This is a genomic window from Streptomyces sodiiphilus, from assembly GCF_039529215.1.
Lineage (GTDB): Bacteria > Actinomycetota > Actinomycetes > Streptomycetales > Streptomycetaceae > Streptomyces > Streptomyces sodiiphilus.
Genome location: NZ_BAAAMJ010000052.1, coordinates 48,854 through 67,475 on the forward strand (window position 1 = coordinate 48,854; position 18,622 = coordinate 67,475).

Annotated in this window: 18 protein-coding genes and 3 pseudogenes; 15 read left to right on the forward strand and 6 right to left on the reverse strand. The window is 73.7% G+C overall.

Going from position 1 to position 18,622, the window contains the following annotated elements; genetic code table 11:
* Nucleotides 1-167: 167 nt before the first annotated feature.
* Together ABD299_RS20215 and ABD299_RS20220 are read left to right on the forward strand one after the other, a co-directional pair.
* Nucleotides 168-653 (forward strand): annotated as a pseudogene (locus tag ABD299_RS20215) (RICIN domain-containing protein); the annotation flags it as partial.
* Nucleotides 565-1,781 (forward strand): annotated as a pseudogene (locus ABD299_RS20220) (right-handed parallel beta-helix repeat-containing protein). The pseudogenes ABD299_RS20215 and ABD299_RS20220, both read left to right, overlap by 89 nt.
* An 82-nt stretch (nucleotides 1,782-1,863) precedes the next feature.
* Here the strand turns inward: ABD299_RS20220 and ABD299_RS20225 are convergent.
* Complete coding sequence (locus tag ABD299_RS20225; protein WP_344264668.1) at nucleotides 1,864-2,352, reverse strand: peptidylprolyl isomerase; 489 nt, start codon at nucleotides 2,350-2,352, stop codon at nucleotides 1,864-1,866.
* A gap of 480 nt (nucleotides 2,353-2,832) precedes the next feature.
* Here ABD299_RS20225 and ABD299_RS20230 point away from each other — a divergent pair, with 480 nt between their 5' ends.
* From ABD299_RS20230 to ABD299_RS20240, 3 genes are all read left to right on the forward strand, one after another.
* Entirely contained in the window at nucleotides 2,833-4,386 is a 1,554-nt protein-coding gene (locus ABD299_RS20230; protein WP_344264554.1) for a bifunctional phosphatase PAP2/diacylglycerol kinase family protein, read from the forward strand.
* 91 nt (nucleotides 4,387-4,477) lie between these two features.
* Nucleotides 4,478-4,735 (forward strand): hypothetical protein, encoded by a 258-nt coding sequence (locus ABD299_RS20235; protein ID WP_344264557.1) that lies wholly within the window; start codon nucleotides 4,478-4,480, stop codon nucleotides 4,733-4,735.
* 135 nt (nucleotides 4,736-4,870) lie between these two features.
* Complete coding sequence (locus tag ABD299_RS20240; RefSeq protein WP_344264560.1) at nucleotides 4,871-5,545, forward strand: restriction endonuclease; 675 nt, start codon at nucleotides 4,871-4,873, stop codon at nucleotides 5,543-5,545.
* An 89-nt stretch (nucleotides 5,546-5,634) separates the two neighbouring features.
* On the opposite strand, the gene ABD299_RS20245 is transcribed toward ABD299_RS20240, so the two are convergent.
* Entirely contained in the window at nucleotides 5,635-7,113 is a 1,479-nt protein-coding gene (locus ABD299_RS20245) for a DEAD/DEAH box helicase (RefSeq protein ID WP_344264562.1), read from the reverse strand.
* A 216-nt stretch (nucleotides 7,114-7,329) separates the two neighbouring features.
* A complete protein-coding gene (locus ABD299_RS20250; RefSeq protein ID WP_329315148.1) occupies nucleotides 7,330-7,533 on the reverse strand; it encodes a cold-shock protein in 204 nt (67 codons plus the stop codon).
* Between the two features lie 321 nt (nucleotides 7,534-7,854).
* On the opposite strand from ABD299_RS20250, the gene ABD299_RS20255 reads away from it, so the two are divergent.
* The 3 genes from ABD299_RS20255 (at nucleotide 7,855) to crcB (ABD299_RS20265) (ending at nucleotide 9,133) form a co-directional block, all read left to right on the forward strand.
* A complete protein-coding gene (locus tag ABD299_RS20255; RefSeq protein ID WP_344264569.1) occupies nucleotides 7,855-8,142 on the forward strand; it encodes an SCO5918 family protein in 288 nt (95 codons plus the stop codon).
* A gap of 101 nt (nucleotides 8,143-8,243) precedes the next feature.
* Nucleotides 8,244-8,762, forward strand: coding sequence for a fluoride efflux transporter CrcB (gene crcB, locus ABD299_RS20260; protein WP_344264572.1), 519 nt, complete (start codon nucleotides 8,244-8,246; stop codon nucleotides 8,760-8,762).
* Nucleotides 8,759-9,133, forward strand: a complete 375-nt coding sequence (crcB, locus tag ABD299_RS20265) for a fluoride efflux transporter CrcB (RefSeq protein ID WP_344264575.1) — start codon at nucleotides 8,759-8,761, stop codon at nucleotides 9,131-9,133. The genes crcB (ABD299_RS20260) and crcB (ABD299_RS20265) overlap by 4 nt, the downstream gene beginning before the upstream one ends.
* Nucleotides 9,134-9,158: 25 nt before the next feature.
* Here crcB (ABD299_RS20265) and ABD299_RS20270 read toward each other — a convergent pair whose 3' ends face one another.
* Both ABD299_RS20270 and ABD299_RS20275 read right to left on the reverse strand, forming a co-directional pair.
* Nucleotides 9,159-10,151 (reverse strand): fibronectin type III domain-containing protein, encoded by a 993-nt coding sequence (locus ABD299_RS20270; protein WP_344264671.1) that lies wholly within the window; start codon nucleotides 10,149-10,151, stop codon nucleotides 9,159-9,161.
* A 94-nt stretch (nucleotides 10,152-10,245) separates the two neighbouring features.
* Entirely contained in the window at nucleotides 10,246-11,706 is a 1,461-nt protein-coding gene (locus ABD299_RS20275) for an amidohydrolase family protein (RefSeq protein WP_344264578.1), read from the reverse strand.
* A 415-nt stretch (nucleotides 11,707-12,121) separates the two neighbouring features.
* Here ABD299_RS20275 and ABD299_RS20280 point away from each other — a divergent pair, with 415 nt between their 5' ends.
* The 5 genes from ABD299_RS20280 to ABD299_RS20300 all read left to right on the forward strand — a co-directional run bounded on the left by ABD299_RS20280 (nucleotide 12,122) and on the right by ABD299_RS20300 (nucleotide 16,332).
* Nucleotides 12,122-12,952 carry an IclR family transcriptional regulator domain-containing protein gene (locus ABD299_RS20280; protein ID WP_344264581.1) on the forward strand — a complete coding sequence of 277 codons (831 nt, stop codon included), beginning with the start codon at nucleotides 12,122-12,124 and terminating at the stop codon, nucleotides 12,950-12,952.
* 96 nt (nucleotides 12,953-13,048) lie between these two features.
* Nucleotides 13,049-14,272, forward strand: coding sequence for a CaiB/BaiF CoA transferase family protein (locus tag ABD299_RS20285; protein ID WP_344264584.1), 1,224 nt, complete (start codon nucleotides 13,049-13,051; stop codon nucleotides 14,270-14,272).
* Nucleotides 14,269-15,120: a citryl-CoA lyase gene (locus ABD299_RS20290; RefSeq protein ID WP_344264587.1), complete on the forward strand. Its 852-nt coding sequence runs from the start codon at nucleotides 14,269-14,271 to the stop codon at nucleotides 15,118-15,120. The genes ABD299_RS20285 and ABD299_RS20290 overlap by 4 nt, the downstream gene beginning before the upstream one ends.
* Nucleotides 15,113-15,976, forward strand: coding sequence for a DODA-type extradiol aromatic ring-opening family dioxygenase (locus tag ABD299_RS20295; protein WP_344264590.1), 864 nt, complete (start codon nucleotides 15,113-15,115; stop codon nucleotides 15,974-15,976). The genes ABD299_RS20290 and ABD299_RS20295 overlap by 8 nt, the downstream gene beginning before the upstream one ends.
* The gene (locus ABD299_RS20300; protein WP_344264593.1) at nucleotides 15,973-16,332 is read left to right on the forward strand and encodes a hypothetical protein; all 360 of its coding nucleotides are present in this window, start codon (nucleotides 15,973-15,975) and stop codon (nucleotides 16,330-16,332) included. The genes ABD299_RS20295 and ABD299_RS20300 overlap by 4 nt, the downstream gene beginning before the upstream one ends.
* A 57-nt stretch (nucleotides 16,333-16,389) precedes the next feature.
* Here ABD299_RS20300 and ABD299_RS20305 read toward each other — a convergent pair.
* A pseudogene (locus tag ABD299_RS20305) lies at nucleotides 16,390-16,785 on the reverse strand (ATP-binding protein); the annotation flags it as partial.
* A 226-nt stretch (nucleotides 16,786-17,011) separates the two neighbouring features.
* Here ABD299_RS20305 and ABD299_RS20310 point away from each other — a divergent pair.
* Nucleotides 17,012-17,767, forward strand: coding sequence for a hypothetical protein (locus ABD299_RS20310; protein WP_344264596.1), 756 nt, complete (start codon nucleotides 17,012-17,014; stop codon nucleotides 17,765-17,767).
* Between the two features lie 84 nt (nucleotides 17,768-17,851).
* A complete protein-coding gene (locus ABD299_RS20315) occupies nucleotides 17,852-18,607 on the forward strand; it encodes a YcnI family copper-binding membrane protein (RefSeq protein WP_344264599.1) in 756 nt (251 codons plus the stop codon).
* Nucleotides 18,608-18,622: the final 15 nt, after the last annotated feature.

The window sequence follows — 18,622 nt, forward strand, 5'->3', positions numbered from 1 at the left end:
ATTGACGCGAGCATGACCTATTGTTACGTTTCAACACGCACACGGGAGCGCTCCCACGCTCTCCCCTTCCTTCCCACCCGGTCGAGCCGCCCGACGCCTGGTGTCCTCCCAGTGGCGGCCGGGCCCGGCCGGGCGGCCGCCGACCCCGCCCGGAAAGGAAGTCCGGCATGCCCCCTTCCCCGCGCAGACGACGCGGCTGGATCACCGTCGCCGCCGCGACCGTCACCGCTGTGCTGTTCAGCCTGCTGGTGGCCGCCCCCGGTCACGCGCAGCCGGTGGAGACCGGCGCCTACTACGTCCTTCAGTCCCGGCACTCGGGCAAGGTCATGGACATCCAGGGCCGTTCGCAGAACGACGGCGCGGACCTGGTCCAGTACGCCCGGAGCGACGCCACCAACCAGCAGTTCCGCTTCCTGGACGCCGGCGGCGGCTACTACCGCATCCAGGCCCGGCACTCGGGCAAGGTGCTGGACGTCTTCGAGCACAGCACCGAGAACGGCGCCCGGATCGTCCAGTGGACAGACATGAACAGCCCCAACCAGCACTTCCGCATCGAGGACTCCGGTGAGGGCTACCACCGCTTGGTCAACCGTCTCAGCGGCAAGGCCCTGGACGTGTGGGAGTGGTCCGGGGCCGACGGCGCCCGCATCTCCCAGTACACCGACCTGGGCGGCTGGAACCAGCAGTGGCGCCTCGTCCGCGCCGACGGCGGCGGGGACGGTGGGAACGGCCAGTGCGGGTCGGGGTCGTTCCACGCGGAGGTGACGCAGAGCGGGAGCACCTGGACCGCGCGTCGTGGCGGTGGCACGGTCTACAGCGGGTCGAGCATGCTGGAGGCGATGCGGGCAGCGGTGGGTGCGCTGACGCCGGGCCGTGGCAGCCAGGAGCGGGTGGTGGTGCGCGGGTCGGGTTCGGTGCCGGCGAACCAGTCGCTGGATCTGCCCAGTCACACCTCGCTGGAGGTGTGCGGCACGATCCATGTGACCGGGACCCCCGGCGGTGACCACGCGGTGGTCCGCGGCCGGAACGTCACCGACGTCTCGGTGCCGCACCTGACGGTGACCGGCAGCCCCTGGTTCGGGGTGTTCTTCCGCAACGGCAGCGACATCCACCTGGGCGCCATCGACCTGCGGCTGTCCACCGGTCTGGGCGTGCGCATCGACAACCACGCCGACCGCTCCCGGCGCACCACCAACGTGCGCATCGACTCGGTGTACGTGTCGGGTACCAACAACCACGGAGTGGAGACCTACGGTCTGGACGGGCTGACCATCGGCACCGTCACCGCCCGCAACACCGGCTACTCCGGACTGCTGCTCAACGACACCGTCAACGCCACCGTCGCCCGCGTCGACGCCCAGGGCGCGGGCACCGGCACCGGCTACGCCGCGTTCCGGATGGCCAACCGCAACGGCCGCGTCGGCAACTCCTACCCCACCAACATCCGGGTCGGCGAGGTCATCGCCCGCGGCGGCGGACGCGGCATCTTCTGCGTCTCCGAGAGCGGCGGGGTGACCATCGACCGGATCGATATCGCGAACACCGGCAGCAACGCCATCCTCATCGAGAACTGCTACAACGTGAACCTCGCCGCCCAGGGCGGCACCGTCTCCGGCCCCGGCGACATCCGCCTGGCCGCCCGCAGCGAATTCCCCGTCACCCGCGACATCACCCTCCAGAACCTCACCCTCACCAACTCCGCACTCAACGAGAACCCCTGCGGCCAGAACATCACCTACCGCAACCTCACCTTCCACAACAGCCCTCGCAACACCTGCTGAACCGGCGAGGAACTCGCACGGCAGCGGGCCCCCGCGGTGAGCACCGCGGAGGCCCGCTGTGTCCGGCGTGCGGACCGGGCGGTCAGGCCCGGTCCACCGTCACCGACTCGATGACGACGTCCTGCTCGGGCCGGTCGTCGGGGCCGGTGGCGGTGGTCGCGATGGCGTCCACCACCTTCTTGCTCTCCTCGTCGGCGACCTCACCGAAGATGGTGTGCCGCTGGTCCAGGTGCGGGGTGGGCGCGACGGTGATGAAGAACTGCGAGCCGTTGGTCCCCGGGCCGGCGTTGGCCATGGCCAGCAGGTAGGGCTCGTCGAACGTCAGCTCCTCGTCGAACTCGTCCCCGAACCGGTACCCGGGGCCGCCCCGCCCCGTGCCCTCCGGGTCGCCGCCCTGGATCATGAAACCGCCGATCACCCGGTGGAAGATCGTGCCGTCGTACAGCGGCTCGCCGTCCTCCTGACCCTCCCATGCGATGGTGCCCTCGGCGAGGCCCACGAAGTTGGCCACGGTGTCCGGGGCCTGCTCCGGGAAGAGCGTGAGGACGATGTCGCCCTCGCTGGTGTGCAGGGTCGCGCCGGTGGCGTCCGAGGCGTCCGGGAACTCGGGGGCCTCCGCCCCCTCCGCGGCCTCGTCCTCCCCCTGGTCCTGCTGGTCCTGCTGTTCCTGTCCGGCGGTGTCCCGGGCGGACTCGTCCGGTTCGGAGTCACTGCCGCAGGCGGCGGTCGCCAGCCCGAGACAGAGCAGGACGGCTGCCAGACGTCGAGATGAGCGGATCACGGTACTGCCTTCCGTGCGCGGGCGATGGGCAGCAACATCATGCCCGACCGGGCGCCTCGGCGGTCCCCCGCAACTCGGCCACCTCTCCGGCCCCGCTTCGTGCCCCGCGCCCCTCGCGCACCACTCGTGCGGGCCGCCGGCGCCGGATGCGGCTGCCGGGGGTCCGTTCCGCCGCGCTGGGTAGGAGCCTCCCGTCCCGGCGCACCCGGCCCGGGAACGTGACACAGGACCGCACGCACCGGCGGGCCGAGAGGCGAGGGAGACGACGGCATGGGGCGCACGCACCATCTGGACCGACGGCTGTTCGAGCGGGTCGCCACCTCCCGGCTGCGCGGCGTCGAGGCCGCGCTGCCCCGCCTGAGCCGGGCGGCCGATCAGGGACGCCTGTGGCTGGGTACCGCGGCGGCGCTGTCCGCGGTGGGCGGCCCGACCGCCCGGCGCGCCGCCCGGCGCGGGCTCGGCGCACTGGCGGTGGCCTCCCTCACCACCAACACGATCATGAAGTACGCCACCCGCCGCAAGCGGCCGCTGCTCGACATCGTCCCGGCCGTCCGGCAGCTCACCCGGCAGCCGGCGACCAGTTCCTTTCCCTCCGGGCACGCCGCCTCCGCGGCGGCGTTCGCCACCGGCGTGGCCCTGGAGTCCACGCGGTACGGGGCACTGGTCATCCCGGTGGCCGCGGCGGTGGCCGCCTCCCGCGTCTACGTGGGCGTGCACTACCCCGGCGACGTGCTGGCCGGCTGCGCGCTGGGCATCACGGCCGCCGTACTGACCTGCCGCTGGTGGCCCCCGCGCCCCGAGCGCGACCTGTCCGTGCACCACCGGGCCGCGGCCCCCGCGCTGCCGGAGGGCGCCGGCCTGGTCGTGGTGATCAACTCCGGGTCGGGCTCCGGCACCACCGCGCAGCTTCTCACCGCCGGCGAGCGGCTGCGGATGCTGCTGCCGTCCGCCGAGATCATGGAGTGCGGCCCCGGCGAGGACCTGGCCGCGACGCTCGACCGGGCCGCGCTGAGGGCCGCCGCGGCCGGCGGGGCCCTGGGCATCTGCGGCGGGGACGGCAGCGTCAACGCCGCCGCGCAGCGGGCCGCCGCCCACGGTCTGGCGCTGGCCGTCTTTCCCTGCGGCACGCTGAACCACTTCGCCCTCGACCTCGGTGTGCAGAGCTTCGAGGACGCCACCCGGGCCGTCACCGCCGGCGAGGCGATCGCCTCGGACCTGGCCCGCGCCCGCCCGGCCGGCGGGGCCTCCGGGGAGACGGTGCACTTCGTCAACACCTTCAGCATCGGCCTGTATCCGGAGCTGGTGCGAATGCGGGAGGCGCTGGAGGGCCGACTGGGCAAGTGGCCCTCGGCGGCGGTGTCCCTGGCCCGGCTGCTGAGCACGGCCCGGCCGGTGGAGCTGGAGATCAACGGGCGTCCGCACCGGCTGTGGCTGCTCTTCGCGGGCAACGGGCTGTACTCCCCGGAGGGGTTCGCCCCGGCGCACCGCACCCATCTGGACGACGGGCTGCTCGACATCCGGACCATCGACGGCGACAAGCCGCTGGCCCGCACCCGGGTGGTGCTCTCCGCCCTGACCGGGACCCTGGGCAGGTCCCGGGTGTACACGGCCACCCGGCTGCCCCGGCTGCGGCTGTCCGGTCTGCGGGGGATCAGGACCCTGGCCTACGACGGCGAGTCGGCACCGGTCCCGGACTCCCTGGTGCTGGACAAGCGGCAGGGAGTGCTGGCCGTCTACCGGCCGGTGCGGGCCGAGGACGAGGTGCTCCAGCGGGCCCGCGCCGTCGCGGCCGTCACCTCGTCGTACCCGCAGCGCCCGGCGTGAGCCGCGTGGGAGCATCGTGCCGTGGACCCGGGGGGCCGTCCCGGGTCGTTCCCCCTGCGGGCCGCCCCCGCGCGGCCGGACGGAGAATGCCGTGCTCTTCCTGCTCGTGCTGGTGTGGACAGCCGTGCTGATGGTGGCCCGCAGACAGGCCCGGCGGGCGGCCGCGAGGCCGGTGGGGCGGTGGCTGCGCAAGCACCGCGTCCCCTTCAGTCTCACCGCCGGACCGCTGGCGGGCGCCCTCAACGCGGTGCTGGCCGAGAGCGCCTGGGGGCTGGTGCTCGCCGCTCCGGTGGCCGCCGCCGGGCTGCTGGCGCTGCCGGCTGCGGAGACCGCCGGCCGGGGCGCCTGAGCCCGGGCGTACGGCCGGGGCCGCGCACCCCGAGCGCGCACCCGGGGCATTCTTCCCAACCCGCCCGTGAATGACCACACTTGTCAGCAGGCGGCGCGGGGGCAGGGCGGGCCGGGCGGGAGCGGGGAGGGCACGATGGCCGGTCGGGTCGGGCGGCGGGAGACCCTGGGGGGCGCGGGCGTGCTGGTCGCCCTGCTGATCTGGGTGGACCGCGCGGGCCGGTGGCCGCTCCTGCTGGGGGCGGTGGCACTGTCCGCCGCGGGCGCGGCGGGGTGGTGGCTGTGGCGGGCCGGCCGCCGGCGCCGCCGGGCGGACCGGCAGGGGCGGGAGGAGGACCACCTCGCGGCGGGGCAGCGGTCGCTGCCCGAGATGGACGCGATGTCCCGGCAGGACTTCGCGCGCTGCGTCGCGTGGTTGTGCCGCCGGGACGGCTGCACGCGCGTACAGGTCAGCGGCAGGCCGGGAGACCTGGTGGCGGACGTCACCGGGCGGCTGCCGGACGGGCGGCTGCTGGTCGTGCAGTGCGCGCACGACGCGCCGGGCGGCAGCGTGCCCCGCGACGACATGCAGAAGCTCGTCGGTACCGCACGGCTCCACCACCGGGCGGACGTCGCGCTGTTCGTGACGACCTGCCGGTTCGGCAAGCCGGCCCAGGATCTGGCCGCGGCGCACGGCATCGTGGCCGTGAACCGGGACCTGCTGGAGCTGTGGAACGACGGCACGCCGCTGGAGATGCTGATCGCCCTCGGCGGCGCCGGGCAGGGCGACCGCAGGCACCGGGCCCGCTGGAAACGCGCCTACGGCGCGTGAACCCCCGGCGGCGCGAGCCGGCCCCGGAGCGGAGGCGCTCCGGGGCCGGCGGGGTGCGGCGAGTGCCGCGAGGTGTGGTGCCGGACGGTTCAGGCCGCCCGGCGGCGTCCGCCGGACCGCTCGGAGAACGCGGCCCGGCCACCGCCGGAGCGCGCGGTGCCCGCCCGGCCGGAGGTGGCCGCGGCCGGACGGCGGCGCCGTCCGCGCCCGGTGGAGCCGCTCCTGGCGGACGCCTGGACGGCCGGCACGGTCACCGTGACGGGCACGCCGGAGGGGTCCTTGGCGCCGGTGATCCGGTGCAGTTCCTCGTCGCCGGGCTGAAGCCGCACGGTCTGCGCGGTGATGCCCGCGTGGTTCATCAGCCGGCTCATCTCGCGGCGCTGCTCGGGCAGCACCAGGGTGACGACCTTGCCGGACGCCCCGGCGCGCGCGGTGCGTCCGCTGCGGTGCAGGTAGTCCTTGTGGTCGGTGGGCGGGTCCACGTTGACGACCAGGTCCAGGTCGTCGATGTGGATGCCGCGGGCCGCGACATTGGTGGCGACCAGGACGGTGACGTGCCCGGTCTTGAAGTGGCCGAGGGTGCGGTTGCGCTGGGGCTGCGACTTCCCGCCGTGCAGGGCCGCGGCCCGCACGCCGTTGGCCAGCAGGTCCTTGGTCAGCCGGTCCACCGCGTGCTTGGTGTCCAGGAACATGATGACCCGCTCGTCGCGGGCGGCGATGCGCCGGGTGGTGAGGCGCTTGTCGTCCTGGCCGATGTGCAGCACATGGTGCTCCATCGTGGTGACCGCGCCCGCCGAGGGGTCCACGGAGTGCACGACGGGGTCGGTCAGGAAGCGGCGCACCAGCTGGTCGACATTGCGGTCCAGGGTGGCGGAGAACAGCATCCGCTGGCCGTCCGCGCGCACCTGCTGCAGGAGCGCGGTGACCTGCGGAAGGAAGCCCATGTCGGCCATCTGGTCGGCCTCGTCCAGGACGGTGATCCGCACGTCGTCGAGCCGGCAGTCGCCGCGCTGGATGAGGTCCTTGAGCCGTCCGGGGGTGGCCACCAGCAGTTCGGCGCCGCCGCGCAGCGCGCTCGCCTGGCGGCCGATGGACATGCCGCCGACCACGGTGGCCGTCCGCAGCCGCAGGGCGCGGGCGTAGGGGGTGAGGGCGTCGGTGACCTGCTGGGCGAGTTCCCGGGTGGGGACGAGCACCAGCGCCAGCGGCCGGTGCGGTTCGGCGCGCTGTCCGGCAGTGCGGGCCAGCAGGGCCAGGCCGAAGGCGAGGGTCTTGCCCGACCCGGTGCGGCCGCGGCCCAGGACGTCCCGTCCGGCCAGCGAGTTGGGCAGCGTGGCTCCCTGGATCGGGAACGGCACGCTCACTCCCTCGTGGGTGAGGGTCTCCAGCACCACGGGCGGCAGATCCAGGTCGGAGAACGACTCGACCGGGGGAAGCGCGGGGGTGGTGGAGACCGGCAGTGCGAATTCGCCGGAGGGGCGGGACGGGGCACGGCCCCGGGCGGATCCGGATCCGGCCGGACGGCCGGAGCGGTGACGATTACCGGGTGTGCGGGTGCGGCGGTTCATGCCGGCTTTCCTTCCTCGGGGCGGCACGTGCCCGGGAAGACCTCGCGCAGCGGGCGGCGAGGAATCGCAAGAACGAACCGATTGCACGGAGTGCGCCGCGCGGGGCGGCGCCGGCCGGGGGCGTCGGGCCCGGCGGCCTGGACGGACGTGGCGGTCCGTGGCACGGGCCGGGGCCCGCACCCAACAGGTGCGGGCCCCGGCTGTGCTGCTGCGTGATCAGGCGGGAACGATGTTCTCGGCCTGCGGGCCCTTCTGGCCCTGGGTCACGTCGAAGTTCACCTTCTGACCCTCGTGCAGCTCGCGGAAGCCCTGGGCGGCGATGTTCGAGTAGTGGGCGAAGACGTCGGCGCCGCCGCCGTCCTGCTCGATGAAGCCGAAGCCCTTTTCCGCGTTGAACCACTTCACGGTGCCAGTAGCCATAATGATCTCCTCCACATAAGGGGGCAGGACGGAAACCGCACTTTGCGGAATCCGAGTCGCCGCATTGACCCTGATCCGGAGAGACCGGAACAACAAAAATGCGCCTGCTGGTCACAAACCGTCAGGCGCACACAAAGTTTCATGGGTACCAAAACTGCAACTAAAACTACCGTAGCACACCTCCGGGAGCGGTGCGGAAGGCTTCCCCCGACACGCCGGAATTTTCCCGCCGTCTTCATCCCTTCGCGGCTACCGGCACGACCGCACACGTGGGACGCTGGACCAACGGCTGCACTCCCTTCTTCTCCCCCGTGAGGTCCCATGCGCTGCATCATCGCCGGCTACCCCTTCAACCTGACCGCGAGAGAGGTCCAGCAGGCGATGAGCGGTGTCTCGCCCGAGCCCATCACCGGCGCCTCCGTCCGGATCGGGCGGCGGGTCTACCCCGTCAAGCAGGTGGGAGCCACGGTCACCCGGCAGGACCGGCGCGACTTCAGCGCCGGGGAAGTCACCAGGGCCATGACGAAGCTGGGTTTCACCTGCTACCCCGCGTCCGCGGTGCCCTCGCAGGCGGCGGCCCCGGCTCCGGGCACCGCCCCCGCCCTCTGACGCCCCCGCCCTCCGGCGCGGCCGGGCCCGGTTCCGGGCCCCCGCCGCGTGCCCGCCCCGCGGCGACGGCATGATGCCGAGGACGACGCGAGGAGGTGCCGATGCGGGGAATCCCCGGCTCCGGGCCGGTGCCCGAACCGATCGATCCGGATGTCGATCTCTCCTCCCCCGCCCAGCGGCGGGAGCGGGAGCGACTGCGGGTTTCCGTGCTCGCCGCGGTCGCCGCCGGCGGGGCGCTGGGAGCGGCGGCCCGGTACGCGGCATTCGGGCTGTGGCCCCACCCGCCGGGCGGGTTCCCGTGGGCCACGGTCGGCGTCAACGTCGCCGGCTGTGCCCTCATCGGGGTGCTCATGGTGCTGGTCGGCGAGGCCGGGCGGGCTCATCCGCTGGTCCGTCCGTTCCTGGGCACCGGCGTGCTGGGCGGGTTCACGACGTTCTCCCACTACGCCCTGGACATCCAGCGGCTGCTGGAGGCCGGCCGACTGCCGGCGGGCCTGGGCTATCTGGCCGTGACGCTGCTGGGGGCCCTGGCCGCCGTGTGGTGCGCGGCGGCGCTCACCCGGCGGGCGGTGCGCCGGCCGCGACGCGGGGGCGGCGGCGCGCGGGAGGCGGAACGGTGAACTGGCTGCTGGTGATGGCGGGCGCCGCGGTGGGCGCGCCGCTGCGGTATCTGGCGGACCGCGCGGTGCAGACCCGGCACCGCGGGCTGTTCCCGTGGGGGACCTTCGCGGTGAACGTGACGGGCTGCCTGGGGCTGGGGCTGCTGACGGGGGCGGTGCTCGCCGGCGCCGCGTCCTCGCCTCTCCAGCTGCTGGCGGGTACCGGTCTGTGCGGGGCCCTGACGACGTACTCGACGTTCTCCTACGAGACGCTGCGGCTGGCCGAGACCGGTGCCCGGTTCCTCGCCGCGGTTAACGCCGTGGCCAGTGTGGCCGCCGGGCTGGCGGCGTTGGCCGCGGGCGGTGCGCTGGGGCAGGCGCTGTGGGGCTGAGGACACCGGGGCCACGGCGGCCCGGTCAGGGCGCCGCGTCGCCGGTGGTGACGGTGATCTCCTCGGAGAAGTCGCCCCAGTGGCCGTCGGGGAGCCGGGCCCGGAGGCGCACCGTATGGGTGGCGCCGCTCTCCTCGGTGAGGAAGAAGCTGTACTCGGCCTTCCCGGTGGGCACCTCCGCACCCCACACCAGGGTGGTGGCGAACTCGCCGTCGAGGTGGATCTGGTACTCGGGCACCTCGCCCCCGGTCCGCGGCGGCACCCAGGACAGATCCAGGTAGTGGCCCTCGGCCGTGGCCCGGGCGGCGGCGGAGAAGTCCGCCGGTGCGGTGCCGGCGCCCGCGCCCTCCTCCCCGGGCCCGGACGGGGTGGTGATGCGGGCCTCGGGCCCGGGCGGCGAGACGTTGTCGGCGGCGTCCCGGGCGGTCACGGTGAAGACGTACTCGGTGTCCGGGCGCAGACCGGTGAGCAGTGCCTCGGTCTCCTCGCCGGAGACGCTGTGGATCTTCGCGCCGCCCTGGTGGATGTCGTAGGAGGTCACGCCGGTGTCGTCCTCGGCGGCGTCCCAGGTCAGGGTGGCCGCGTGCGGGCCGTCGGCACGGGCCCGCAGGTTCCCCGGGGCGGTCGGCGGCCGGTCGTCCTCGCTCGCGGTGGACAGCGTGGTGACCGGCACCTGAGTGCTGTGCGGCGAGAGGGCGCCCCCGGCGTCCCGCGCCCGGACGGTGAACCGGTACTCGGTGGACGGCTCCAGGCCGGTGATGTCGGTCATGTAGCGGTCGCCGGGCAGGTCCTCCACCTTCTCGCCGCTCTCGTACACCTCGTAGCCGGTGACGTCCGCGTTCTCCGGCGCCCGGTTCCACATGACGTGGACGGAGGTGGAACTGCTCGCGTGGGCGGTGACCCCGGCGGGCGGCGGCAGCGGCGGCGCGCCGTCATCACCGGAGCCGCCGCACGCGGTCAGCAGCAGGCACGCGGCCGTGACGGCCGCGGCGAAGCCGGATATCCGTCCCACGGGCATGCCTTCCTCGTCCGGACTAAAGGTCTGGACCATGTATGGCACATCCCGCCGTCCGCGACAAGGGCCCGGCCGCCCCCGGGCCGGCCGGGACGGTTCACTCCCCGGTCGCCGCCGAGTGGGTCGCCGAGGTGCGGAAATCGGTATAGGTGTACGGGTTGTCCAGCAGGTCCGTCTCGGGGACCTCGGGGTTCATGCCCTTGCGCCAGCCCTCCTCGCCGAGGGAGGAGCGCAGGTGGTCGACGGTCCGCTCGATCTCCCGGCGGGCCGCGGCGAGGTCGATGCCGACCAGCCGGTGCTCGTGCTTGACGACCTTCCCGTCCACCACCACGGTGTGCACGTCCCCGCGCTGCGCCTGGAAGGCGACGTGCCCGAACGGGTTGAGCAGCGGGAAGGACACCGGCGAGTGGTCGTTCTTGATGAGGACGAGGTCGGCCTTCTTGCCGGCCTCCAGGCTTCCCAGGTCCGCGTCGCGGCCCAGCGCCCGGGCGCCCCCGCGGGTGGCCCAGTCCACCACCTGGTCGGCGCGCAGCCGGCAGTGCGTCACGGTGTCGCCCTTGGCGTGCGCCTCCAGGTGCTCACGGGAGCGGTCGGCGCCCAGCGTGGTGCGCATGGCGGAGAACAGGTCGCCGCTCCACCAGACGCTGGTGTCCATCGAGAGCGAGACCGGGATGTCGTGGCGGCAGACGGCCCAGGTGGGCGGGTAGCCCTGGCCGGCGCTCTGCTCGCTCTCGGTGGACACCGAGATGGAGCCGCCGGTCGCGGCGATGCGGTGGTAGGAGTCGGCGGACAGCGTGGCGGCGTGCACATAGACGGTCTCGGGGGTCATGAAGCCGTGCTCGTGCATGAGCCGGATGCCGTCGTCGCCGGTGGCCCCCCACACGCCGGCGTGTGTGGTGACGGGGACACCGAGCTCGCGGGCGACCTCGAAGGCGGGCTTCTCGGGAAACTCGGGGTCGCCGGTGACGTCGAAGGCGAGCTGGAAGCCGAGCATGTCGTCGCCGGTGATCCGGCGGCGCACGAAGTCCCGGAACGCGGGGTCCGCGGTCCACTGGGCCGGGGCCTGCTGGATGTTGCCGTAGGCCAGCACGAACCGGCCGGGCACCGCGCGCAGCGCGTCCACCGCGGCATCCGCGTGGTCCACGGTCTGCAGGCCGTGCGACCAGTCCACGACGGTGGTGACACCGGCGTCGACGGCCTCGATGGCGGCCAGCAGGTTGCCGGCGTGCACGTCCTCGGGGCGGAAGAGCCTGCCGGACTCCAGGTAGTACCAGACGAAGTACTGGGTCAGCGTCCAGTCGGCGCCGTAGCCCCGCATGGCGGTCTGCCACATGTGGCGGTGGGTGTCGATCATGCCGGGCATCACGATGCCGTCGGTGGCGTCGATCTCGGCGGTGCCGTCCGGCACCGGCAGCCGGGGGCCGACGGCGGCGATCCGGTCGTCCATGAGCAGGACGTCGGTGTCCGGCAGGACCTGTCGGGCGTCGTCCATCGGGAGGACCGTGCCGCCGCGGAAGACTATCGGCCGTCCGGGTTCGAAGGCGGTGGGCTCGTTCATCGTTGCACTCCTCGTCCGGGGATGACCGTGCCCGGCTGCAGGGCCGGGCAATCTCCGGACCATCGTCCGTCATGCGGTCAGCCAGGGGTGGCTGTCACTCTGATGAGCGGCGCGGCCGGTGTCAAGACCGGCGGCCGACTTCCGTTCGCCGTGATCTCCCGGTGGCCCTCCGCCGCGGGAGGAGAGCGACGGGCCTCCTGTCCGCTCTGCGGCCGACCGCTTCCGCCGATTTCCGCCGGGCGGCGACAGCATGGGTTTCCAGCCCCGCCCCTGTCCGGCCCACGACCGGCCCGACCTGCGGATTCACCGGGCCGCACCGGCGCCGGCGGCGCGGCCCGGCCCTCCGGCCGGTACGTCCGGCTGCCGGACGGGGGTTAGATTGCCGGTCCCGTTCCCGTTTTTCGGAGGAGACGCCATGCCGCGCGAGGGCACCGGACCGGATTTCATCGAGGCGCTGGCCCGCGGGCTGGAGGTGATCACCGCCTTCTCCCCCGGGCGGCCCGCCATGTCGCTGAGCGAGGTGGCCGCCGCGACGGGCCTGGCACGGCCGACCGCCCGGCGGATCCTGCTCACCCTGCGGGAGCTGGGCTATGTCCGCCCGGACGGGACGGGGTTCGCCCTCACCCCCAGGGTGCTGGACCTGGGCGTGGCCTATGTGCGCTCGACCGGGCTGTGGGAGGTGGCGCGCCCGCATCTGGAGGAGCTGTCGGCCAGGACCGGCGAGTCGTGCTCGATCGCCCAGCTCGACGGGTCGGACATCGTCTACGTGGCCCGGGTGTCGGTGCCGCGGATCGTGACGCTCTCGGTGCAGATCGGCACCCGCTTCCCCGCTCTGCAGACCTCACTGGGCAAGGTGCTGCTGGCCGCCCTGCCGCCGCAGGAGGCCGACGCCGTGCTGGCCGAGCCGACCCGCTCGGGCCTGGTGCCGCGCTGGCGGCCCGGCCGCGACGAGCGGGAGGCGGAGCTGCGGGAGGTCAGGGCCCGGGGCTGGGCGCTGACCGACGAGCAGCTGGCGCGCGGCATCCGCTCGGTCGCCGCACCGCTGCGGGACGGCTCGGGCCGGGTGATAGCCGCGATCAATGTGAACACCCACGCGGCCGAGACACCGGTGGAGCGGCTCCTGGATCATCACCTGCCGCTGCTGCTCCAGGCGGCCGGCGAGACCAGCGCGGACTTCGCCCGGCTGGAGACGGTGCCGCACGTCACGCGGGACGCCGCGGCACCGCGCGAGCAGGCCGGGACCTGACCGGCGGGCCGTGGCCCTTGACGGACGCCTCCCCGGTGATGCCACAATCAGTCCAGCGGACACATGTCCGCCCAACGGACGAGGAGGAGGATCGGGATGGCAGACGACACCCGGCCGGAGGGGACCACAGGGGGTGGGCCACTGTCCGGTGTGCTGGTGGCCGACTTCTCCCGCATCCTCGCGGGCCCGTACACCACGATGCTTCTCGCGGATCTGGGGGCCGAGGTCATCAAGGTCGAGGGCCCCGGCGGGGACGACACCCGCTCCTGGATGCCGCCGGTGCGCGACGAGGTCTCCACGTACTACCTGGGCATCAACCGCGGAAAGCGGTCGATCGCCCTGGACCTGCGCGACGAGGCCGACGCCGGCGCGGCCCGGGAGCTGGCCCGGCGCGCCGATGTGCTCATCGAGAACCTCAAGCCGGGCGGGATGGACCGCTTCGGCCTGGACTACGCGTCGGTGCGGGAGACCAACCCCGGTGTGGTGTACGCCTCCATCAGCGGCTTCGGCACCGGCCCCGGCCGGAACGTGCCGGGCTACGACCTGATGGTGCAGGCGATCTCCGGCCTGATGAGCCTGACCGGCGACCCGGAAGGCCCCCCCTACCGCGCCGGGATCTCGGTGTTCGACGTGATGGCCGGCAACCACGCCGCCATCGGCATCCTGGCCGCCCTGCGCCACCGTGACGCCACCGGGCGGGGCCAGCACGTCGAGGTCAATCTGCTGTCCTCGGCGCTGACCGGACTGGTCAACCACAGCTCGGCCTACGCGGCCGGCGGCGTGGTGCCGTACCGGATGGGCAACGCCCACCCGAGCGTCTTCCCCTACGAGCCGCTGCCCACCGCGGACCACGACCTGATCGTGGCCGCCGCCAACGACGGGCAGTTCCGCAAGCTCTGCGAGGTGCTCGGCATCCCCGAGGCCGCCGACGACCCGAGGTTCGCCCGCAACGCGGACCGCACCGCGAACCGCGAGGAGCTGCGCCCGCTGCTGACCGAGCGCCTGAAGAGGCGCGGCGCGCTGGAGTGGTTCGAGCTGCTGGTCGAGGCGGGAGTGCCGAGCGGGCCGATCAACACCATCGACGGCGGGTTCGCGATGGCCGAGCGGTTCGGCCTGGAGCCGGTCGTCGAGGTCGGCGAGGGCGACCGGGCGGTACCGACGACCCGGCACCCCATCCGGTTCTCGGAGACGCCCGCCGCCTACCGGCTGCCGCCTCCCCGGCTCGACGAGCACGGCGAGGAGCTGCGCGCCTGGCTGGCCGCCCCCGAAGCGGCGGACGCGGCGGGAACGTCCGGGGAGCACGGGGAGGAGCGGCGATGACGGGGCAGCCGCGGCCCGAGGATCCGCCCGAGTACCCCACGGCGCTGGGCGCCTCCTCCCTGGAGTCGATCACCCTGCTCGGCCAGGACCTCGCGGCCGACGTGATGGGCTCGGTCGGGTTCGGCGAGCTCTCCTTCTGGCTCGCCACCCAGCGGAGGCCCTCTCCCGGGGAGACCAGGGTCTTCGAGGCGGTGCTCGCCGCCCTGGCGGACCACGGCTTCACCCCCACCGCCATCGTGACCCGGCTGACGTATCTGTCGGCCCCGGACTCCGTCCAGGGCGCGCTGGCGGCAGGCCTGCTCGGCGGGGGGTCCCGCTTTCTGGGCGTCACCGAGGACTGCGGGCGGTTCCTGCACGAGGTGCTCGCCACCCACGACGGCCCGCTGCCCGGCGACGACGCCGGGTGGGACGCGCTGGCCCTGCGCACCGTGCGGGCCCGGCGGGAGGCCGGGGAGTTCGTGCCGGGGCTCGGCCATCACGTGCACAAGCAGGGCGACCCGCGCACCCCGCGCCTGCTGGAGATCGCCGCCGAGGAAGGGCTGGTCGGGCCGCACCTGTCGCTGTTCGCCGCGATCGGCCGCGTCCACCCCGAGGCGCTGGGCAAGCGGCTGCCGCTCAACGGGGCCGGGGTCTGCGGCGCGGCGCTCGCCGACCTGGGCCTGCCGCTGGAACTGCTGCGCGCCTTCGCCCTGCTGGCCCGCACCGCGGGACTGATCGGCCAGCTCGCGGAGGAGCTGCGCCGCCCGGTGGCGCGCGACATCTTCCTGTCGGTCGACCTGAACAACCGGCCCGTCGCCCCCGAACCCCACCCGTCCGCTCCCGACACCCCCGGAGGTCCGCATGGCTGAACTGGTCGCGGTGATCGCGTCCACCCACCACCCCTTCTACTACCGCGCCAGCACCTCCACCGGGGAGGACCGGCCGCCGTTCGCCGACGAGTGGGTGCGCAAGGTGGAGGCCTTCCGCGAGACGCTGACCCGGGCGCGCCCGGACGTCCTGGTCATGGTGGGATCCGACCACTTCCACCAGCTGTGGCTGGACAACATGCCGCAGTTCCTGGTCGGCAAGGCGCCGTTCTACGACGCCAACTTCTACAACGAGGAACGTGAGTTCGGGCTGCCGAAGATGGTGCTGAAGGGGCAGGAGGACCTCTCGGCCCACATCCTGCGGGAAGGGCTCGACGCGGGTTTCGACCTGGCGTTCTCCAACGAGCTGCGGATCGACCACTCCATCACCTGCCCGATCATCACGCTGCGCCCGCAGAACGACCTGCCGATCGTGCCGGTCTACACCAACATCTTCGCCCCGCCGCTGCCCCGGCCCGAGCGGTTCGTGCAGCTCGGGCGCACGCTGCGGGAGCTGGTGGAGTCCTGGCCCGAGGACAGGCGGGTCGCGGTCATCGGCACCGGGCACCTGTCGCTGGAGCTCGGGGGCCCGCGTCAGTTCGGCCCGACCGGCCCCGACCCGGAGTTCGACCGCAAGGCGGTCGAGTGGATCTCCTCGGGCGACATCGAGGGCTGCCTGGCCGAGGTCACCCTCGACAGCCTGCATCTGCCGGGCAACGCCACCCACGGCTTCATGGACTTCATGCTGATGATGGGCGTGGCCGGCGACGGGCAGCGGGCGGACTACGTCGACACCTTCGATCTGTTCCACACGATGGAGGCCTACTTCACCTGGTACCCGAAAGGCGGCCGGCCGTGAGCAAGTACCTGCTGAACAAGTTTCTGTACACCGTCGACCGGGACCCCGAGCTGGTCGAGCGCTACCGCGAGGACCCGCGGGGCACGGTGGAGATGTGGGAGGCGGAGTACGCCAACCGCATCCTCAACTGCGTCGGCGGGGAGTCCTCCACCTGGCTGCGCCTGGAGGACGACGAGCGCGAGGCGCTGGCGACGCACGACTACCCGGCGCTGTTCGGGATGGGCGCCCATCCCTTTCTCACGCTGACGCTGTTCATCGCCATGTTCGAGCGCGACCACGAGCCGATGGGCTTCCAGACCGAGTACGCCCGGCGGCTGTCGCACTGGACGCTGCCCTACCCGGACATCGCCACCTGACGGCCCCGGCCCCCCCCCCCCCCCCCCCCCCGGGGGGGGGCCNACCTCGGCGGGCCGCTTGAGGTGCTTGTCGAAGGTGACGACGGCGCCGCCGGTGCCGGACCGGTTGTGGAAGTGGACGCGGTCGGCCAGCGCCCGGATGAGGGACAGCCCGCGGCCGTGCTCCTCCTCGGGGCGGGGGGTGTGGGGCACCAGCGGGAAGCCGGGCCCCGAGTCGCTCACCTCGATGCGGCACATGTCGCCGTCGATGGACGCCGTGACGCGGTAGACCTGGGAGCCGCCGCTGCCGCCGTGCTGCACGGCGTTGGCGCACGCCTCGGTCAGGGCGACCGAGAGCTCGTGAGCGGTGTCCGCGTCCACCCCGGCCGACTCCATGGTGCCGCGCAGCAGCCTTCTGGCGAGCGGGACGCTGGCCGCTTCCCGCCGCAGTTGAAGAGACCACCAGATGCTCATGCTCCAGCCTCCTGGCCGCGGCTCGACATACCCCTACGTATTGCCACTGTGACACCAGGTAAGCACAGGAGCGCGCATACCGCCCGTTCAGCGGATGTACGGAACCCAAAGGTCGATATAGCCACCGGCCCGGTACGGGTGAATACGAGACCGTCTGTGCGATACCCACCGGAATGGCAGACCCGCTCTACCACGGCCGGGGACCCGATGAGATGATGACGCGGTTATGCGTGCCGGCGCGGATCTGCGACTGCTGCGGGCCGCGGTCTTCGCCGCGGCCTGTGTGGCGCTGGCCTCCGCCGGGCACCTCTCCGCGACCGGCCCGGCGCTGCCGCTGTGGGCCCCGGTCGCCGGCTGGCTGCTGATCCTGGCCGTCACCGCCTTCCCGGCGGGCCGGGAACGCCGCTCGCTGCCCGGCCTGGCCGCCGCGCTGGCGGCCGCGCAGCTCGCCCTGCACTGCCTGTTCTCCGTCGCCCAGGGCCACGCCGCCGGGCCCGACCCGCTCGCCATGGCCGGGCGGCTGCTGTGCAACGACCACGCCGCCGGGCTCACCGAGGCGGAGGCGGTGCGGATCGTGCTCGACGCGGGGCTGCCGATGCCGGCGGCCCCGGGCATCGCGGAGCAGGCCGGCCAGGCCCTGGAGTCTCTGGTCTCCGGCCCGATGCTGACCGGTCACCTGCTCGCCGCCCTCGCCACCGGATGGGTGCTGACCCGCGGCGAGGCGGCACTGTGGAAGCTGATCCGGCTCTCCGCCCGCCGGCCCGCCGGCGGGCCCGTCCCGCGGATCCTGGGCGCGCTGCGCGCCGCGGTGCGCCTGGCACGGGCCCTGTGCGGGCCGCTGCTGCCGCCCGCCGCTCCGCTCCGGCCGCGCCGCCCCGGCCATCACCACGCCACCCCCGCGACGGAGGGCGTCGTCCTCCCGGACACGGTGATCCGACGCGGCCCGCCGCCCGCGGCCGGTCCGTTCTCCCTCGCGGCCTGACGCACCACGCTCCCGGACGGGACGGGTGCGCCGCCGCCGCGCGCACACCTCCCTGTCCCCACACTGTCCGTGGAGTACTCACGCATGCATCGCAACCGCCTGCTGTCCTGCGCCGCCCTCGCCGCCGCCGGTGTCCTGGCGCTGGCCGGACCGGCCGCCGCCCACGTCACCGTCGACCCGTCCGAGGCCGGCCGGGGCGGCTACAGCACCGTCAACTTCAAGGTCCCCAACGAGCGCGACGACGCCTCCACCGTCCGGCTGGAGGTGCACCTGGACCCCGGTCACCCCGTGGCCTCGGTGATGCCGCAGCCCGTCCCGGGCTGGGAGGTCGAGGTCGAGGTCACCGAGCTCGACGAGCCGCTGGAGGTGCACGGCCGGCAGATCACCGAGGCGCCCAGCAGGATCGTCTGGAGCGGCGGGGAGATCCGGCCCGGCATGTTCCAGCAGTTCCCGGTCTCCATGGGCCGGCTGCCCGAGGACGCCGACCGGCTGGTGTTCAAGGCCATCCAGACCTATGACAGCGACGAGGTCGTCCGCTGGATCGAGGAGCCCGCCGAGGACGGCTCGCACCCCGACCACCCCGCGGCCGTCCTGGAACTGGTCGCCTCCGGCAACGGCCACGACTCCTCCGGCGGCGACGGCCACGACTCCTCCGGCGGCGACGACGACACCGCCGCCCATGACACCGCCGCGGACGGCGGCCACGGGGCGTCCGGGGAGACGGCGGCGGCCTCCACCACCGACACCACGGCCCGGGTGATGGCGGTCGTCGGCATCCTGGCCGGTGCGGCCGGCGTCGCCTTCGGTCTCCTCGCCCGGCGCCGCCCCGGCGCCTCCTGATCCCTTCCGGGGGCG

Excerpts from the sequence above, each read along its gene's own strand:
- ABD299_RS20310 (WP_344264596.1), top strand. The coding sequence starts at position 17,012 with ATGCGTGCCGGCGCGGATCTGCGACTGCTGCGGGCCGCGGTCTTCGCC.
- ABD299_RS20230 (WP_344264554.1), top strand. The coding sequence starts at position 2,833 with ATGGGGCGCACGCACCATCTGGACCGACGGCTGTTCGAGCGGGTCGCC.
- crcB (WP_344264572.1), top strand. The coding sequence starts at position 8,244 with ATGCGGGGAATCCCCGGCTCCGGGCCGGTGCCCGAACCGATCGATCCG.
- ABD299_RS20275 (WP_344264578.1), bottom strand. The coding sequence starts at position 11,706 with ATGAACGAGCCCACCGCCTTCGAACCCGGACGGCCGATAGTCTTCCGC.
- ABD299_RS20240 (WP_344264560.1), top strand. The coding sequence starts at position 4,871 with ATGGCCGGTCGGGTCGGGCGGCGGGAGACCCTGGGGGGCGCGGGCGTG.
- ABD299_RS20295 (WP_344264590.1), top strand. The coding sequence starts at position 15,113 with ATGGCTGAACTGGTCGCGGTGATCGCGTCCACCCACCACCCCTTCTAC.
- ABD299_RS20315 (WP_344264599.1), top strand. The coding sequence starts at position 17,852 with ATGCATCGCAACCGCCTGCTGTCCTGCGCCGCCCTCGCCGCCGCCGGT.
- ABD299_RS20270 (WP_344264671.1), bottom strand. The coding sequence starts at position 10,151 with ATGCCCGTGGGACGGATATCCGGCTTCGCCGCGGCCGTCACGGCCGCG.
- ABD299_RS20280 (WP_344264581.1), top strand. The coding sequence starts at position 12,122 with ATGCCGCGCGAGGGCACCGGACCGGATTTCATCGAGGCGCTGGCCCGC.
- ABD299_RS20290 (WP_344264587.1), top strand. The coding sequence starts at position 14,269 with ATGACGGGGCAGCCGCGGCCCGAGGATCCGCCCGAGTACCCCACGGCG.
- ABD299_RS20245 (WP_344264562.1), bottom strand. The coding sequence starts at position 7,113 with ATGAACCGCCGCACCCGCACACCCGGTAATCGTCACCGCTCCGGCCGT.
- ABD299_RS20285 (WP_344264584.1), top strand. The coding sequence starts at position 13,049 with ATGGCAGACGACACCCGGCCGGAGGGGACCACAGGGGGTGGGCCACTG.
- ABD299_RS20255 (WP_344264569.1), top strand. The coding sequence starts at position 7,855 with ATGCGCTGCATCATCGCCGGCTACCCCTTCAACCTGACCGCGAGAGAG.
- ABD299_RS20250 (WP_329315148.1), bottom strand. The coding sequence starts at position 7,533 with ATGGCTACTGGCACCGTGAAGTGGTTCAACGCGGAAAAGGGCTTCGGC.